This window comes from Xanthomonas sp. WHRI 6106 (assembly GCF_040202405.1).
Taxonomy (GTDB): Bacteria; Pseudomonadota; Gammaproteobacteria; order Xanthomonadales; family Xanthomonadaceae; genus Xanthomonas; species Xanthomonas cannabis.
This window is the reverse complement of the sequence record NZ_JBEGFC010000013.1, coordinates 51,603-68,184: the sequence shown is the minus strand read 5'-3', so window position 1 is coordinate 68,184 and position 16,582 is coordinate 51,603. Positions and strand designations below refer to the sequence as shown.

The 16,582-nt window shown below is 67.9% G+C and carries 13 protein-coding genes; all 13 read left to right on the top strand.

The genetic code is table 11. The features are described 5' to 3' along the window. Position 1: 1 nt before the first annotated feature. Positions 2-457: a flagellar export protein FliJ gene (fliJ, locus tag ABQZ09_RS17325; protein ID WP_039407767.1), complete on the top strand. Its 456-nt coding sequence runs from the start codon at positions 2-4 to the stop codon at positions 455-457. Continuing rightward, positions 454-1,737, top strand: a complete 1,284-nt coding sequence (locus ABQZ09_RS17320; RefSeq protein WP_349777488.1) for a flagellar hook-length control protein FliK — start codon at positions 454-456, stop codon at positions 1,735-1,737. The genes fliJ and ABQZ09_RS17320 overlap by 4 nt, the downstream gene beginning before the upstream one ends. Before the next feature lie 166 nt (positions 1,738-1,903). Next, positions 1,904-2,446, top strand: a complete 543-nt coding sequence (locus ABQZ09_RS17315) for a flagellar basal body-associated FliL family protein (RefSeq protein WP_179455335.1) — start codon at positions 1,904-1,906, stop codon at positions 2,444-2,446. A 9-nt stretch (positions 2,447-2,455) separates the two neighbouring features. Further along, complete coding sequence (gene fliM, locus ABQZ09_RS17310; protein WP_349777487.1) at positions 2,456-3,469, top strand: flagellar motor switch protein FliM; 1,014 nt, start codon at positions 2,456-2,458, stop codon at positions 3,467-3,469. Then, positions 3,466-3,804 carry a flagellar motor switch protein FliN gene (gene fliN, locus ABQZ09_RS17305; protein WP_039565006.1) on the top strand — a complete coding sequence of 113 codons (339 nt, stop codon included), beginning with the start codon at positions 3,466-3,468 and terminating at the stop codon, positions 3,802-3,804. Before fliM ends, fliN begins: the two co-directional genes overlap by 4 nt. Beyond that, a complete protein-coding gene (gene fliO / locus ABQZ09_RS17300) occupies positions 3,801-4,208 on the top strand; it encodes a flagellar biosynthetic protein FliO (RefSeq protein WP_184557569.1) in 408 nt (135 codons plus the stop codon). The genes fliN and fliO overlap by 4 nt, the downstream gene beginning before the upstream one ends. Position 4,209: 1 nt before the next feature. Further along, the gene (gene fliP / locus ABQZ09_RS17295; protein WP_039565001.1) at positions 4,210-5,055 is read left to right on the top strand and encodes a flagellar type III secretion system pore protein FliP; all 846 of its coding nucleotides are present in this window, start codon (positions 4,210-4,212) and stop codon (positions 5,053-5,055) included. 495 nt (positions 5,056-5,550) lie between these two features. After that, positions 5,551-5,820, top strand: coding sequence for a flagellar biosynthetic protein FliQ (locus ABQZ09_RS17290; protein WP_005917968.1), 270 nt, complete (start codon positions 5,551-5,553; stop codon positions 5,818-5,820). A 13-nt stretch (positions 5,821-5,833) separates the two neighbouring features. Beyond that, on the top strand, positions 5,834-6,625 hold the full coding sequence (fliR, locus tag ABQZ09_RS17285; protein WP_184557566.1) for a flagellar biosynthetic protein FliR: 792 nt from the start codon (positions 5,834-5,836) through the stop codon (positions 6,623-6,625). Positions 6,626-6,718: 93 nt separating this feature from the next. After that, complete coding sequence (locus ABQZ09_RS17280; RefSeq protein ID WP_503019347.1) at positions 6,719-9,682, top strand: ligand-binding sensor domain-containing diguanylate cyclase; 2,964 nt, start codon at positions 6,719-6,721, stop codon at positions 9,680-9,682. A gap of 408 nt (positions 9,683-10,090) precedes the next feature. After that, positions 10,091-13,012, top strand: coding sequence for a diguanylate cyclase (locus tag ABQZ09_RS17275; RefSeq protein WP_349777486.1), 2,922 nt, complete (start codon positions 10,091-10,093; stop codon positions 13,010-13,012). Between the two features lie 244 nt (positions 13,013-13,256). Next, the gene (gene flhB / locus ABQZ09_RS17270; RefSeq protein WP_184557557.1) at positions 13,257-14,387 is read left to right on the top strand and encodes a flagellar biosynthesis protein FlhB; all 1,131 of its coding nucleotides are present in this window, start codon (positions 13,257-13,259) and stop codon (positions 14,385-14,387) included. Between the two features lie 17 nt (positions 14,388-14,404). Then, the gene (gene flhA, locus ABQZ09_RS17265) at positions 14,405-16,477 is read left to right on the top strand and encodes a flagellar biosynthesis protein FlhA (RefSeq protein ID WP_184440698.1); all 2,073 of its coding nucleotides are present in this window, start codon (positions 14,405-14,407) and stop codon (positions 16,475-16,477) included. Positions 16,478-16,582 lie beyond the last annotated feature (105 nt).

Sequence of the window (16,582 nt, the reverse complement as noted above, 5' to 3'; positions counted from 1 at the left end):
CATGATGCAGTCCAAGCGAATCGATCCCCTGCTGCGGCGGGCCCAGGAACAGGAAGACAAGGTCGCCCGCGACCTGGCCGAGCGCCAGCGCACCCTGGAGACCCATCAGTCGCGCCTGGAAGAACTGCGCCGCTACGCCGAGGAATACGCCAACAGCCACATGGCCGGCACCAGCGCGGTAGCACTGAGCAACCGCCGCGCCTTTCTGGACCGGCTCGACAGCGCCGTGCTGCAGCAGGCACAGACCGTGCAGAGCAACATCGCCAAGGTCGAATCCGAGCGCACCCGCCTGCTATTGGCCAGCCGCGAGAAGCAGGTGCTGGAGCAACTGGCGGCCAGCTACCGCGCCCAGGAGAACAAGGTGATCGAACGCCGCGACCAGCGCGAGATGGACGATCTGGGCGCACGTCGCTCGCGCCTGGCGCGGGCCGAAGATACTCACGGAGAATCCGCATGAACCCCCTGTCCGCCTTCGCCGCCGGCCTTGGCGCGCTTGCCGGTAACGGCAAGAAGTCCAGCTACAGCGACCCGTCGTCCGAGCAGGACCCGGCCAAGGACCAGTTTGCGCGCATGCTCCATCCGGCCAATACGCCCGGCCACGCGCAGGCGCCCGAGCGCGTGCCGGCCAAGCCGGCCGCACCCAAGCCCAAGCAGTCCGACACCCAGCGCGACGACGACACGCGCGACGATGCGGCCGGCGATGCCACCGCACGGCCGCGTGCGCAGGACGGCCAGGCCAAGCCCGCCGCCTCCAGCGCTACCAAGGATCCGGCAACTACCGATAGCAGCACGGCCGCCGGCGCCGGCAAGAGCGGCAGGACCGCCAAGGCCGCCGCTGCCAGCGAAGACGCGACCGCCGAAACGGCCACCGCCACCGATGCCGGCTGGCCGCCGCAAGGCCTGGGCGGCTTCGGCATGGGCCTGTTGGCCCAGGCGCTGCCGGGCGGCGACGTCCTGGCCGCCGCAGCCGCAGCGCTGACCGCCAGCATGGCCGGCGCAGCCAGCGCCACGCCCGCAGCCACCGCATTGCCCACCGACGCAGCCGCCCCCGCCGCCACCGCGACGGCCACGACCACCCTGCCCGCCCTGGGCGCGCTGGCGCCGGCCGCCCTTGCCGGCGCCAAGCCCACCTCGACCACGGCAGTGAGCGGCGATGCGCAGACCGCCGCGCTGATGAGCATGGCCGCCAAGGCACTGGAACCGGTCGCCGACGACAGCGCGACTGCGGCCGCGCCGGACGCCCCGGCGTTCGTCCTGCCGACCACCACCGCGCCGGCACTCAACCGCCTGCAGGAGGCGGCACCGATCTTCAGCGCCTCGCCCACCCCCACTCCGGAGCTGGGCAGCGACAGCTTCGACGACGCCATGGGCGCGCGCCTGAGCTGGCTGGCTGATCAGAAGATTGGCCACGCCCACATCAAGGTCACCCCGAACGAGATGGGCCCGGTGGAGGTGCGCCTGCATCTGGACGGCGACAAGGTTAACGCCAGTTTCACCGCCGCCAATGCCGACACCCGCCAGGCGCTGGAACAGAGCCTGCCGCGGCTGCGCGACATGCTCGGCCAGAACGGCTTCCAGCTCGGGCAGGCCGATGTAGGCCAGCAACAGCAGGGCCAGACCGGCAACCGCAGTGGCGGTGGCCGCGACGGCAATGGCCTCAGCCTGGACGACAGCCCGCCCGTCGGAATTCCGTCGGTGGTGTTACGCCAGCGTGGATTGCTGGACGCCTACGCCTGAGCCAGCGCGCCGGATCGGCCGGCGCACTGCGCAAACCGGCCGCCCCGGCGCCGCTGCCGCCCGCCTTACACCCCTGCAGCGCAAGGCTTGCGGGGGGTTTTCACGTCTGCGCGCACGCTGCGCCAGGAAACCGTCGCAGTTTTGGCATGCCGATTGCATCCATCGGGTGAGCATTCCCCTGGAGCACACCGTGGCAGCCGCAAAGAAACCCGAAAAGAGCGAAGACAAGGACGAAAAGAAGAAAGGCGGCAAGAAGCCTCTTCTGCTGATCGCCATTGGCGTGGTCGTGCTGGCCGCGGCCGGCGGCGGCGCCTGGTTCTTTCTGGGTCACAAGGGTGAAGAGAAAGGCGGCAAGCACGACGCGCCCAAGGTGGCCGAAGTGCCCAAGCCGGCCCAGTACTTCCCGATGGACCCGGCGATCGTGGTCAACCTGGCCGACCCGGGCGATGGCCCGCAGTACCTGCAGGTCGAAGTGCAGCTGGTCACCCGCGACCCCGAAGAGCTCAAGCTCATTACCGAAAACGCGCCCGCCATCCGCGCGCACCTGCTGATGCTGCTGTCCCAGGTCAAGGCCACCGACGTGGCCGACCTGGCCGGCAAGCAGAAGCTGCAGAAGTCCGCGCTGGCCGAAGCGCAGAAGGTCATGACCAGCGAAACCGGCAAGAAGTGCGTCGAAGAACTGCTGTTCACCAGTTTCGTTACCCAGTAAGGCTGCCCGATGAGCGTCAGTGACCTGCTTTCCCAGGACGAAATCGATGCCCTGCTGCACGGCGTGGATTCCGGTGCGGTCAACACCGAGCCGGAGCCGTTGCCCGGCGAGGCGCGTCAATACGACCTGTCCAGCCAGGACCGCATCATCCGCGGTCGCATGCCGACCCTGGAGATGGTCAACGAGCGCTTTGCGCGGTTGTGGCGCATCGGCCTGTTCAACCTGATCCGGCGTTCGGCCGACCTGTCGGTGCGCGGCATCGACCTGGTCAAGTTCAACGAGTACATGCACTCGCTGTACGTGCCGACCAACCTCAACCTGATCCGCTTCAAGCCGCTGCGCGGCACCGGCCTGATCGTGTTCGAACCCACCCTGGTGTTCACCGTGGTGGACAACTTCTTCGGTGGCGACGGCCGCTTCCATACCCGCATCGAAGGCCGCGAATTCACCGCCACCGAGATGCGCGTGATCCAGTTGCTGCTCAAGCAGACCTTTGCCGACCTCAAGGAAGCCTGGGCGCCGGTGATGGACGTGGACTTCGAGTACATCAATTCAGAGATCAACCCGCACTTCGCCAACATCGTCACCCCGCGCGAGTACGTAGTGGTGTGCCGGTTCCATGTGGAGCTGGAAGGCGGCGGCGGCGAGATCCACATCACCCTGCCGTACTCGATGCTGGAGCCGATCCGCGAACTGCTCGATGCCGGCATCCAGAGCGATCGCAACGACCGCGACGACTCCTGGAACGTGATGCTGCGCGAGCAGCTGGACACCGCCGAAGTGACCCTGTCCAGCGTGCTGGCCAGCAAGCGCATGAGCCTGCGCCAGCTCACCGGCCTGAAGGTCGGCGACATCCTGCCGATCGACCTGCCCGCCCAGGTGCCGCTGTGCGTTGAAGACATCCCCTTGTTCACCGGCGAATTCGGCGTCTCCAACGGCAACAACGCCGTCAAGATCACCGCCGTGCGCCCGCCGGGCGTGCAAGCCCCGCGCGCCGTTCCCTCCCAGGACTCCAACTCATGATCAACTCCGACATCCTCGACGCCGCGCCCGCCACCTTCGACAGCCTGCAGGCCGAGCACGACCACAATGCCGCCGACCTCAACCTGGACGTCATCCTGGACGTGCCGGTGACGCTGTCGCTGGAAGTGGGCCGTGCGCGTATTCCGATCCGCAACCTGCTGCAGCTCAACCAGGGCTCGGTGGTGGAACTGGAGCGCGGCGCCGGCGAGCCGCTGGACGTCTACGTCAACGGCACCCTGATCGCGCATGGCGAAGTGGTGGTCATCAACGACCGCTTCGGCATCCGTCTGACCGATGTGGTCAGCCCGAGCGAACGGATCCGGAGGCTGCGGTGATCGGGCTGCTGGCCGCCGCGGCGCCTGCCGCGGCAAAGGCCACCCAGGTCGGCACGCAGGCGCCGTCCTCGCCCGGCCTGTTTGGCGCAGTCTTTGCATTGCTGTTGGTGCTCGCGCTGATCGTCGGCCTGGGCTGGTTGCTCAAGCGCATGCCCGGCAGCGGATTTCGCAGCAGCGAGGGCCTGCGCGTGGTGACCAGCCTGGCGGTGGGTGCCAAGGAGCGCGTGGTGGTGGTGGAGGTGAACGGCCAGCAGCTGTTGCTCGGCGTCACCGCCGGCGGCATCAGCACCCTGCATACCCTGCCCGAACCGCTGCCGCCCACGCCTGCACCCACCCTGCCCAACCTCAAGCAACTCCCCAATTTCGCCCAGCTGCTCGCTCAGAAGCTGCGCAAGGATCCGTGACATGTTCAGTAGCTGGAATCGCTGGGGGCGCAGCCTCCGCCTGGTGTTGATCCTGCTGGTGATGAGCTGCCCGCTGCTGGCCGCCGCCGCCCCGGCCGCGCTGCCGTCGATGGCCCAGGCCGCCGCCCCTGCCGCTGCCCCGGCGGCAGTGCCGCCCGGTTCCAACCAGCTGCCGACCCTGCCCAACGTGAGCGTGGGCCGCATCGGCGACCAGCCGGTCAGCCTGCCGCTGCAGACCCTGCTGCTGATGACGGCGATCACCCTGCTGCCGTCGATGCTGCTGGTGCTGACTGCCTTCACCCGCATCACCATCGTGCTGGGCCTGCTGCGCCAGGCGCTGGGCACCGGCCAGACCCCGTCCAATCAGGTGCTGCTGGGCCTGGCGATGTTTCTGACCGCACTGGTGATGATGCCGGTGTGGCAGAAGATGTGGGGCGCCGGCCTGCAGCCGTACCTCAACAACCAGATCGACTTCTCCACCGCCTGGACATTGACCACCCAGCCGCTGCGCGCCTTCATGCTGGCGCAGATCCGCGAGACCGATCTGATGACCTTCGCCGGCATGGCCGGCGACGGCAAGTACGCCGGCCCGGACGCGGTGCCGTTCCCGGTGCTGGTGGCCTCGTTCGTGACCAGCGAGCTGAAGACAGCCTTCGAAATCGGCTTTCTCATCTTCATCCCGTTCGTGATCATCGACCTGGTGGTGGCCAGCGTGCTGATGTCGATGGGCATGATGATGCTGTCGCCGATGCTGATCTCCGCGCCGTTCAAGATTTTGCTGTTCATCCTGGTGGATGGCTGGGTGTTGGTGGTCGGCACGCTGGCGGCAAGCTTCAACGCCTCGTAGCCGCAAGGTCTGCATGCGCGCCGCCCTGCTTGCGTGTCTACCGGTTCGCCGGCTTCAGTGGGCGGTCCCGAGATCGAGCAGCAGACGCCGACGCTACTGCAGAGCAAACAACAACGGCGATAGCCAGTGCAGCCAGTAGCGGCCGAAGCCTACAGCGGAGCAATGCCCCAGCGCAGCCACGCAACACGGGTGGCTTCGCCCCGCACCCTCACCCCAACCCCTCTCCCGCAGGAGAGGGGCCAGCTCCTGCAGCCCGCAGCTTCCTGAGCCCATACACCGTCGAACCAGCTCAGCTCTCCTTCCCCTATTCACACTCCCGCCTCCCGCCTCCCGCCTCCCGCCTCCCGATTCCCGCCTCCCGATTCCCGCCTCCCGATTCCCGATTCCCGATTCCCGAATCCCGAATCCCGATTCCCGAATCCCGAATCCCGAATCCCGAATCCCGAATCCCGAATCCCCGCCCCCATTGGCACCCCACTTGCATCACAGCACCCCATGAGCCCTGAAATCGCCCTGACTGAATTGCGTGGTGGCCTGGTCACCGTCCTGTGGATTGCCGGACCGATGTTGCTGGCGGTGCTGGTGGTCGGTGTCGTCATTGGCGTGGTGCAGGCCGCCACCCAGTTGAACGAACCCACCATTGCGTTCGTGGCCAAGGCGGTCGCGTTGACGGCCACCTTGTTTGCCACCGGCAGCATGCTGCTGGGGCACCTGGTGGAGTTCACCATCGCGCTGTTCCAGCGCATTCCGCATCTGATCGGCTAGCGGGCCGGCGCGGATGGATGCTGCCACCCAGATGGTGATCGACGGCCAGCGCGCGTTTGCAATGGTCGGGGCGATCATGTGGACGATGCTGCGGACCGGGGCATTGCTGACCGCCATGCCGTTGATCGGCACGCGCGCGGTGCCCGCGCGGGTGCGGGTCATGCTGACCGGGACCCTGGCGATGGCGCTGGCGCCGATCCTGCCGCCGGTGCCCGAGTGGGACGGGTTCACCGCCAGCGCAGTGCTGAGCATTGCGCGCGAGCTGGCGGTGGGCGCGAGCATGGGCTTCATGCTCAAGCTGATCTTCGAGGCAGGCGCGCTGGCCGGCGAGCTGGTGTCGCAGTCCACCGGCCTGTCGTTCGCGCAGATGTCCGACCCGATGCGCGGGGTGACCTCCGGCGTGATCGCACAGTGGTTCTATATCGGTTTCGGGCTGTTGTTCTTTGCCGCCAATGGCCACCTGGCGGTGATCGCGCTGCTGGTGGACAGCTACAAGGCGCTGCCAATCGGCACCGCAATCCCCGACGCCAGCGCCTTTGCCGAGGTCGCCCCGACATTGTTCCTGCAGATCCTGCGCGGCGGACTGACCCTGGCGTTGCCGATGATGGTGGCGATGCTGGCGGTCAACCTGGCCTTCGGCGCACTGGCCAAGGCGGCACCGGCGCTGAACCCCATGCAGCTGGGCCTGCCGCTGACGGTGTTGCTGGGACTGTTCCTGTTGTCCAGCTTTGCGAGCGAATTCGCCCCGCCAGTGCAACGCATGTTCGACACTGCCTTCGATGCCGCCAGAGAACTGACGGGCTGACCGCGCCACACCTCAAGTTTTGTAACCAGTCGCCGTCAACGCTGGGGACGATTGGCCCGTTCAATCGGCACACTCCTCTTTCCGCGGAAACCGATGCTCATCTCAGCGCTGTTCGCCTGCCCTGCTTCGCGACGCGCTGCGTCGCGGGCGCGTCTGTGGCTGCTGGCGGTTGCGCTGCTGCTGGCCTGCATGACCGGCGCGCAGGCACAGAGTTACAGCCTTCGCAATTACGGGCAGGCAGACGGTTTGCAGGGCATGACCATCAACGGGCTGGTCGAAGACCGGCGCGGCGAGGTGTGGGTGGCGACCGAGCTGGCGCTGCACCGCTTCGAACGCGACCGCTTCATTCCCGTCGAGCGGGAGAGCGGGCTGGATGCCCGCTATACGCGCGCGCTGACGCTGGACGATGCGGGGCGGCTGTGGCTTGCCACCGCCAATGGCGTCTTCGTGCGCAGCGGCGAGCGGTTCGTGCAGGTGCTGAAGGAGGGCAAGCGCATCAGGGCCGATGCCGGCAATGTGATCGCGCGCTACCGCAATGGCGTGGCCGTCATCAGTGATGGCGCGCTGCTGGCGCTGACGCCGGCGGCCGACGGTTCCTGGCAGGTGCAGACGCTGACACTGCAAACGCGCGCTGGCACCGTGTTGAAGACCGGCCCTACCCTGCTGGCCGATGGCCGGTTCCTGTGGGTGTCCTGCAATGCCGGTGTCTGTCGTCTGGACGCCAATGGCACCGTGGTCGAAACCTTGTCCGACGCCGATGGCGTACCGGCCAGGCGGTGGCGCGTGATCTTTCGCGAGCGTGGCGGCCGGCTGTGGTTGCGCGGCGGCGGCATCATGGTGTCGCGCGAACCGGGCGCCTCCCGTTTCCAGGAGCGTCCGGCCAATCCGCACAACAGCTTCGACACCATGTCCGGCGCCACCACGATGGTGGAAGACGCGCATGGCCGCATGCTGACGCGGTCGGATCACGGCCTGGTGCGTTGGGACGGTTCGCATTGGACCGATATCGGCACCGATCAGGGCCTGCAGCTGGATGCGATGGTTGGCCCGTTGCTGTTCCAGAGCACCGGGACCTTGTGGATCGGCACGCGCGGGACCGGGCTGCAGCGCCTGCTCGGCTACGGCACTATCGAGCACCTCACCGAAGCGCAGGGCATGGCGTCGGCGCCCATCTGGTCGATGCAGCGCCTGCCCGACGGCACGCTCGCAGTGGGCGCCGACGGCGGTGCCAACCTGCTCGCGCGCCACGCCGTGCGTGCGCAGCCGTGGCGGCTGGAGGATGGCAAGCCGTTGTCGCAGACGCTGAACATCGCGGTGGCACCGGACGGCGCGGCCTGGCTGTCGTATTACTCCGGCGCCATCGCGCGGCGCGATCCAGTCACCGGAGTGACCCGGCAGGTGATGGATCTGCCGCGGCCGGGCTACAAGATCCTGTTCGACGCCACCGGTTCGGTCTGGATTGCGACCTCGCGCGGGCTCGGACACGGCCAAGCCAGCCCGCCTTATACGCTGGTCTCCGATCCGGCGATGGCGACCAGGTTCATTGGTGACATCGACCTGGACCCCCAAGGCCGCCTGTGGGCCGCCACCGGCGATGGTCTGTACCGGCGTGACGGCACGACATGGGTGCACGTGCCGGTCACCGGGACCTTGCCCACGCAGGACATGTACCAGATCGATTTCGCACCCGATGGCGAAATCTGGCTGTCGTTGCGCGAAACCGGGCTATGGCATGGCCGCCTGCAGGCCGATGGCAGCCTGCCGGTCCAGGCGGTGGACGACCCGTTGTTGTCCAGGGTGATGCCATTCATCCTGCGTCACGATCGCAAGGGGCGGCTATGGGTGGGCAGCAGCCAGGGACTGGATCTGTACCAGCATGGACGTTGGTCGCGCATCACCCGTGCAGAAGGCCTGCTGTGGGACGACCTCGCGTCCAATGCGTTTCTGGAAGACGACGACGGCAGCATCTGGATCGGCAGCAGCAGAGGGCTCAGCCATCTGCGCGACCCGCAGCGGTTGTTTGCGGCACAGGCGCTCAAGGTCGAGATCGGCCAGGTCCGTCGCGGCACCCAGATCGTCCGGGCCGGCAGCGCGCTGGACTGGTCGGAAACGCCGCTGGACATCGAGCTTCAAACGCCTGGCGTCGAAGGCGGCGCCGAGCGGATCAGTTTCCGCTATCGCGTGGAAGGCCATCAGGCGCGCTGGACCACCACCTCGCTCAGCCATCTCACCTACCCACTGCTGCCACCGGGCCGTTACACGCTCGAGGTGCAGGCGCTGGATGCCTATCAACGCAGCGCAAGCGCCGTGGCGCGGTTCCACTTCGTGCTGCGCTCACCCTGGTGGCGCGGCATCCCCGCACTGATCGGCTATGGGGTGCTGGCCATTGCAGCGGTGATCGCGCTGCTGCGCTGGCGTACCGCCAAGCTGCTGCGCCGCAAGCACGAGCTGGAGCAGCTGGTGGCCGAACGCACCGCCGAACTGGAGCAGGACAAGCGCGATCTGGAATCGGCCCGTGCCGCGCTCGCGCTCAAGGCCACCCACGACGAACTCACCGGCCTGCTCAACCGCGCCGGCATCCTCGCGGCCCTGCGCGACATGCTGGAACGCGCCGATGCGACGGCGCGGCCGTTGGCGGTGGTGCTGATCGACCTGGACCATTTCAAGCTGGTCAACGACCAGCACGGCCACCTGGCCGGCGATGCGGTGCTGGCCGGGGTGGGCCGGCGGATGGATACGCTGGTGCGTGGCGAGGACCGCATCGGCCGTTACGGCGGCGAGGAATTGCTGGCGCTGATGCCGGGGCTGACGCAGGAGGCCACGCATCGGCTGGATGCCCTGCACCGCGGCATCTGCGGCGACTACCCCATCGATGGCGGCTGGCTGCATGTCACCTGCTCGATCGGCGTGGCCTGGTTCCAGCCCGGCGAAACCCTCGAACAATTGCTGGCCCGCGCCGATGCAGCGCTGTACGCCGCCAAGCGCAGCGGCCGCAATCGCATCGATTACGACCATGGGCCGGTGCGCCCTGCCGCACCGGCCGGTCATCTCGACTGATCCGACCGGTGCCGCGCTGCGCAGGGCCGGCGTGTGCACCGACATGGCGTGCGCGCCCTCACTGCCACAAGTGCCGGTCCAGCGCACGGCGCGCTGGTTGGCCAGCGGCGTGATGGATGCGCCGCGCCAGCCCCCCGCGGCCCTGGCGTCCAGCTTTGCGCTACAGCCTTGATCGCGATCCAGATCGTGCATTGACGCTGGTCTCGGCCGTTCCACGACAGGACTGCGGCACGGTCCGGCCCGCTGATTCACCGCGTCGATCGATTGTCAAATGCAATTAAAGTAAATCGCATGCACAGCCGCTAGTCGATAGATCGTGGCCTGGGATGGGGCCGCCAATGGCAAGCGTGAGACGTCCGCGCGAGGGCGCGGACCATACGCTTGGATGCGTGGGAGATCGAAACGCCCGTGGGGTTCCTGCACCGCCAATCGAGGTCGTCAGGCCGAATGCCACCGTTGACCGCGGTGCTGCTGTTGGCCCTGCTGTCGTTTGCGGACCTGGCTGGTGCGCAGAGCGCCAGCATTCGGCGCTACGCCCATGATCAGGGCCTGCTCGGCCTGGCCGGCACCTGCCTGTTGCAGACCCGTCATACCCTGCTGTGGGTATGCACCGAGAGCGGCCTGTATCGCTACAACGGCCGCATCTTTCAGCAGGTTCCGCTGGACGGCCTGCGCAACGAACCGATCACCGCCATGAGCGAAGCGCCGGACGGTCGCCTGTGGGTTGCCGGCTTCCAGGCGCTGTTCGTCGGCGACGAACATGGCTTCCGCAAGCTTGCCCGCGACGAGGCCGAGCATCTGCAGGACGGCATGCTGCTGGCCAGCCCGCCGTGGGGCACGGTGATGCTCAACGGCGGCGAACTGGAGGTGCTGCGCCCGCGCAGCAACGGCAAGTGGCATAGCGACTACCTGCTGGATACCGCCACGCGGGTGCGGGTGCCGGAACTGTCCAAGGCGATGAGTCTGTCGGTGGAGGGCGACACCCTGTGGGTGGGCTGCGCGCGCAAGCTGTGCGCCATCGACGCGCAGCGCCGGGTGCAGGTCTATGGCCCCGACCAGGGCGTGCCGGAGGATCGCTGGTCCAGCGTGCTGCGCGATCGCGACGGGGGGCTGTGGGCCCGCGGCGCCGGGACCCTGCTCCACCGCGCGCCGGGTGACGACCGCTTCCGCGTGCGGCCGCTGCCGCTGCTGGACGGCAGCACGGTCGGACGACAGGCACCGCTGGTGCTGGATCGCGAAGGACGCGTGCTGGTGCGCCGCAACGATGGCCTGGTGCGCTGGGAAAACGGCCGCTGGCGGACCTTCGGCGCCGGCAACGGGCTGCCACCGGGCAGCAGCGACGCGATCGTGGTCGATCGCGACGGCGACCTCTGGATGACCGTGGACGGCGAAGGCCTGGTGCGTTGGGCCGGCTACGAATGGATCGAGAACTGGGACGCCACACAGGGCATGCCGCCCGCCCCGACCTGGTCCATTGCACGCGATGCGCAGCACGCGTTGCTGGTCGGCAACGAGCACGGCGTGGGACGACAGGCGCACCCGGGCGGACGCTTTGCACCGGCGCTGCCGCAAGCCGGCATCCAGATCGTGGGCATGCAGCGCAGCAGCGAAGGCAGCCTGTGGACGCTCAACTCGGCCGGCCACCTGCAGCGCTTCTGGCCCGATGGTCGCAACACCGAGGTGGCCAAACTCCCGCGCACCGCCAGACGCCTGCTCCTGGATCGGCAAGGCCGGCTATGGATCCTCACCGCCGGCGGACTGTTCGTGATCGAGCGTCCGCTCGAGGGTGGCGCGCTGCAGCCGGTTGCCGGCATGCCCGCCATTGCCTACACCGATATCCAGCAGACCGCCGACGGCACGCTGTGGGTGTCCAGCGCCAATGGTCTGTTCCGGCTGCGCGGCGCGCACTGGACCAAGGTGCCGGTGAAGGTCAACGGTGGCGATGCCGAGCCGTGGGTGAGCAAGTTCCATATCAGCGACAGCGGCGAAGTGTGGCTGGCCTTCTACCGCCCCGGCGTCTGGCACGGCATGGTGCTGGCCGACGGCGTGGACCTGCAGGCCATCAGCGACGACGCGCTGCGCGATGTGGGTGTGTACCTGTTGCGCGGCGACAGCGTGGGCCGGATCTGGGTGGGCCATGCGCGTGGCGTGGAGGTCTATGACGGCGAACGCTGGGCGCATCTGTCGCAGTCACAGGGGCTGATCTGGGACGACGTGTCCGAAGCGGCGTTCGCCGAGGATCCGGATGGTTCGGTGTGGATCGGCACCGCGCGCGGCGTCAGCCATCTGGCCGACCCGGCACGGTTGTTCGACGATCGCCAGCCCAGCGTGCGGATCGACAGCGTGAGCCGCGGCGGCGTCCCGATCCGCAGCGGGCAGCTGCTGGGCTGGAGCGACAAACCGCTGCATATCGAACTGTCCACGATGGAGGTCTACGACGACCCGAGCCGGCTGACCGTGCGCTATCGCCTGCTCGGCCTGCACGACGAATGGATCCAGAGCGACGACCTGTCGATCGACCAACCGCCGCTGCCGTCCGGGCACTTCCGCCTTCAGGTGCAGGTGCTGGACCGCTATCGGCGCACCGCCTCGCCGGTCGTGGACCTGACCTTTGCGGTGGCACCGCTGTGGTGGCGCAGCCCGCCGGCGATTGCCTTGTACCTGCTGATCTGCAGCGGCCTGCTGATCGGCCTGTGGAGCTGGCGCCACCGTCATCTGATGGCGCGCGAGCGCATGCTGGCCGAGCTGGTGGCCGAGCGCACCTATCAGCTCGAGCGCGAGAAGCACGAGCTGGAAAGCGCACGCGCCGCGCTGGCGCTGAAGGCCAGCCACGACGCGCTCACCGGCCTGCTCAACCGCTCCGGCATTCTCGAGGCCATGGGCGAGGAACTGCAGGCCTGCGCGCAAGCCGAACACCCGTTGGCGGTGGTGTTGATCGACCTGGACCACTTCAAGCAGGTCAACGACGAACATGGCCACTTGGTCGGCGATGCGGTGCTGGCCAAGGTGGGCGCGCGGCTTACCGCCTGCCTGCGCGATTCGGACAAGGTGGGCCGGTACGGCGGCGAAGAGCTGCTGTTGCTGCTGCCCGGCATGACCCGTCAGGGCCAGCATCGGCTGCGCGCCATCCACGAGGCGATCAGCCTGTCGCCCTACGAGGTGGGCGCTGCGCGCGCGCTGCAGGTGACCTGCTCGATCGGCGTGGCGTGGTACCGCGTCGGCGACACCGCCGCCACCGTGCTGGCGCGTGCGGACGCGGCCTTGTACCGAGCCAAGCGCCACGGCCGCAACCGCATCGAGCCGGAAGAACCGGAGATTTCGGTGGCCTGAGCGCGCGGCCCATGCGCCGGGGACCCAGGCTCCCCGTGGGGGCGCGTCGGTGCGTTGCGCGTGCCCTGCTCGGCCGCTGGGCGGCAAAGCGGCAAAGCGGGTGAACGGTCCAGGACGATCACGGTCCAGGACGATCGCCGCCTGCAGGCTTGGCACGCTGTGTCGCTGCCGGCGTCCGGGGCTGGTGGTCGCGGTTCTGGAATGCCGCTTGCATCAGAGGGCGTAATCCCCCACCGGCATCCCCATGTCCGAGTCCGAAGACGGCGGCGAGCGTACAGAGCTTCCCACCGAAAAACGCCTGCGCGAGGCCCGCGAGCAGGGCAACTTCCCGCAATCGCGTGAGCTGTCCACCGCCGCGGTGTTTGGCGCCGGCGTGTTCGGATTGATGGCACTGGCCGGCGGCATCGGCGATGGCGCGGCGGTCTGGATGAAGACCGCACTCAGCCCCGACCCCAAGATGCGCGAAAACCCGATGGCCCTGTTCGGCCATTTCGGCGACCTGCTGCTGCAGTTGCTGTGGGTGATGCTGCCGCTGATCGGCGTGTGCCTGCTGGCCGGGCTGGCCGGGCCGCTGATGATGAGCGGCCTGCATTTTTCCAGCAAGGCGATCATGCCCGACCTCACCAAGCTCAACCCGATGAACGGGATCAAGCGCATGTGGGGAAGCAACAGCCTGGCCGAGCTGGTCAAGTCGGTGCTGCGCCTGCTGTTCGTCGGCCTGGCCGCCTGGCTGTGCATCTCCAAGAGCCTGCCCGGCCTGCGCGCGCTGGTGAACCAGCCGCTGGAACAGGCGGTAGGCAACGGCCTGGACTTCACCAAGAGCCTGCTGTTCTACACCGCAGGCGCCTTGGTGCTGCTGGCGGCCATCGACGCGCCGTACCAGAAGTGGAACTGGCTGCGGAAGCTGAAGATGACCCGCGAAGAGATCAAGCGCGAGATGAAGGAAAGCGAGGGCAGCCCGGAGGTGAAGGGCCGCATCCGCCAGATGCAGATGCAGATGTCGCAGCGGCAGATGATGGAAGCGGTGCCCAAGGCCGACGTGGTGCTGATGAACCCGACCCACTACGCGGTGGCGCTCAAGTACGAAGGCGGCAAGATGCGCGCCCCGATCGTGGTGGCCAAGGGCGTGGACGAAATGGCCTTCCGCATCCGCGAAGCGGGCGAACAGCACCGGGTGGCGATCGTCACCGCCCCGCCTTTGGCACGCGCCTTGTATAGGGAAGCCCAAATCGGCAAGGAAATTCCCGTGAGACTCTATTCGGTCGTGGCCCAGGTCCTGTCCTACGTCTACCAGTTGCGCGGGTGGAACGGCGGCCCGATGCCGGAACTGCCCTCGCTCGAGGTGGATGAGTTCGGCAAGGGGGCCAGCGCATGAGCGCCCAACCTGCCCCGATGAACGCCCGCCGCGTCATGGAGTTGCTGCGCAACGGCCTGGGTGCCCCGCTGGCGTTGATGGCCATGCTGGCCATGCTGATGGTGCCGCTGGCCGCACCGGTGCTGGACGCGCTGTTCACCTTCAACATCGCCATCTCCCTGATGGTGCTGCTGGCGGTGGTGTATGTGCAGCGCCCGCTGGAATTCACCATTTTCCCCATCGTGCTGTTGATGACCACGATGCTGCGGCTGGCGCTGAACGTCGCCTCCAGCCGCGTGATCCTGATCAACGGCCAGGACGGCCACGCCGCGGCCGGCAAGGTCATCGAGGCGTTCGGCCAGTTCGTGATCGGCGGCAACTACGCCGTGGGTATCGTGGTGTTCGCGATCCTGACCATCATCAACTTCGTGGTCATCACCAAGGGTGCCGGGCGCGTGTCGGAAGTGACCGCGCGCTTCATCCTGGACGCCATGCCCGGCAAGCAGATGGCCATCGACGCCGACCTCAACGCCGGTTTGCTGACGCGCGAGGAAGCCAAGGCCCGCCGTGAGGAAGTCCGCGAGGAAGCCGACTTCTACGGTGCGATGGACGGTGCCAACAAGTTCATCCGCGGCGACGCCATCGCCGCCATCCTGATCCTGTTCATCAACCTGGTCGGCGGCATGGCCGTCGGCATGTTCCAGCACGGCATGAGCTTCGTGGATGCCGCCTCCACCTACACCCTGCTGTCGATCGGCGACGGCTTGGTGGCACAGCTGCCGGCCTTGCTGGTGTCGTCCTCGGTGGCCTTGCTGGTGACCCGCGCCTCGCGGGCGCAGGACATGCGCGGGGCGATGGTCAGCCAGGTGTTCGGCCAGCACCGCGCACTGGCGGTGGCAGCGGCGATCCTGGGCCTGGTCGGCCTGGTGCCGGGCATGCCGAACGTCGCGTTTTTGACGCTGGGCCTGATCCTGGGCGTGATCGCCTGGAAAATGTACAAGCGCAGCCTGGTGGCGCCGGCGGCAGGCGATGCGGCCGCCGACCCGCAGGCGGCTGCGGCGGCCACTGCCGCCCAGGCCAGCGCGGAACTGAGCTGGGACGAACTGCGCCCGATCGACCCGCTGGGCCTGGAAGTGGGCTACCGGCTGATCCCGCTGGTGGACAAGCACCAGGGCGGCGAATTGATGGCGCGCATCAAGGGCGTGCGCCGCAAGCTCACCCAGGACATCGGTTTCCTGGTGCCGCCGGTGCATATCCGCGACAACCTGGAGCTGTCCGCCAACGCGTATCGGCTGCTGGTGCACGGCGTGCCGGTGGCCACCGCCGAAATCTACCCCGACCGCGAGCTGGCGCTGGACCCGGGCGGTGCGCTCGGCCAGCTCGACGGCATTCCCGGCAAGGACCCGGCGTTCGGCCTGGACGCCACCTGGATCCAGCCGCATCAGCGCGCCTATGCCGAATCGATGGGCTATACCGTGGTCGACCCGGCCACCGTGGTCGCCACGCATCTGTCGCACCTGATCCGCGAACACGCCCCGGAACTGCTCGGCCACGAAGAAGTGCAGCAGCTGCTGGCAACCCTGGCCAAGACGGCGCCCAAGATGGTCGAGGACCTCACCCCCAAGGCGCTGCCGCTGTCGGTGGTGGTGCGCGTGCTGCAGAACCTGCTGATCGAGCGCATTCCGGTACGCCAGCTGCGCAAGATCGTCGAAGCGCTGGTCGAGCACGCCCCGCACAGCCAGGACCCGGCCACCCTCACTGCAGCGGTACGCACCTCGCTGGGCCGCTTCATCGTGCAGGAGATCGCCGGCATGTCCGCCGAACTGCCGGTGTTCACCCTGGCCCCGCAGCTGGAGCGCGTGCTGCAGGAATCCACCCACGGCAATGGCGTGGCGCTGGAACCGGGCCTGGCCGAGCGCCTGCACCAGAGCCTGGCCGATTGCGTGGGCAAGCAGGAAGCCCGCAACGAACCGGCGGTGGTGCTGGTCCCCGGCCAGGTGCGCGCGGCGCTGGCCCGCCTGGTGCGCCACAGCGTGCCCAGCCTGTCGGTGCTGGCCTATAGCGAAGTGCCGGAAGACAAGCGCCTGAAGCTGGTCGGCACCATCAGCTAAAGACGAGCGCCCCTCATCCGGCGCTACGCGCCACCTTCTCCCGCCTGCGGGAGAAGGCAACGGGTTGCCAGCGCTGCAGCGGCGTTGCACCAACGCCTCCCTTCC

Coding starts and splice junctions, on each gene's coding strand:
- ABQZ09_RS17280 (WP_503019347.1), top strand. CDS start 6,719: ATGCTCATCTCAGCGCTGTTCGCCTGCCCTGCTTCGCGACGCGCTGCG.
- fliM (WP_349777487.1), top strand. CDS start 2,456: ATGAGCGTCAGTGACCTGCTTTCCCAGGACGAAATCGATGCCCTGCTG.
- flhA (WP_184440698.1), top strand. CDS start 14,405: ATGAACGCCCGCCGCGTCATGGAGTTGCTGCGCAACGGCCTGGGTGCC.
- ABQZ09_RS17290 (WP_005917968.1), top strand. CDS start 5,551: ATGAGCCCTGAAATCGCCCTGACTGAATTGCGTGGTGGCCTGGTCACC.
- flhB (WP_184557557.1), top strand. CDS start 13,257: ATGTCCGAGTCCGAAGACGGCGGCGAGCGTACAGAGCTTCCCACCGAA.
- fliP (WP_039565001.1), top strand. CDS start 4,210: ATGTTCAGTAGCTGGAATCGCTGGGGGCGCAGCCTCCGCCTGGTGTTG.
- fliJ (WP_039407767.1), top strand. CDS start 2: ATGATGCAGTCCAAGCGAATCGATCCCCTGCTGCGGCGGGCCCAGGAA.
- fliR (WP_184557566.1), top strand. CDS start 5,834: ATGGATGCTGCCACCCAGATGGTGATCGACGGCCAGCGCGCGTTTGCA.
- fliN (WP_039565006.1), top strand. CDS start 3,466: ATGATCAACTCCGACATCCTCGACGCCGCGCCCGCCACCTTCGACAGC.
- ABQZ09_RS17320 (WP_349777488.1), top strand. CDS start 454: ATGAACCCCCTGTCCGCCTTCGCCGCCGGCCTTGGCGCGCTTGCCGGT.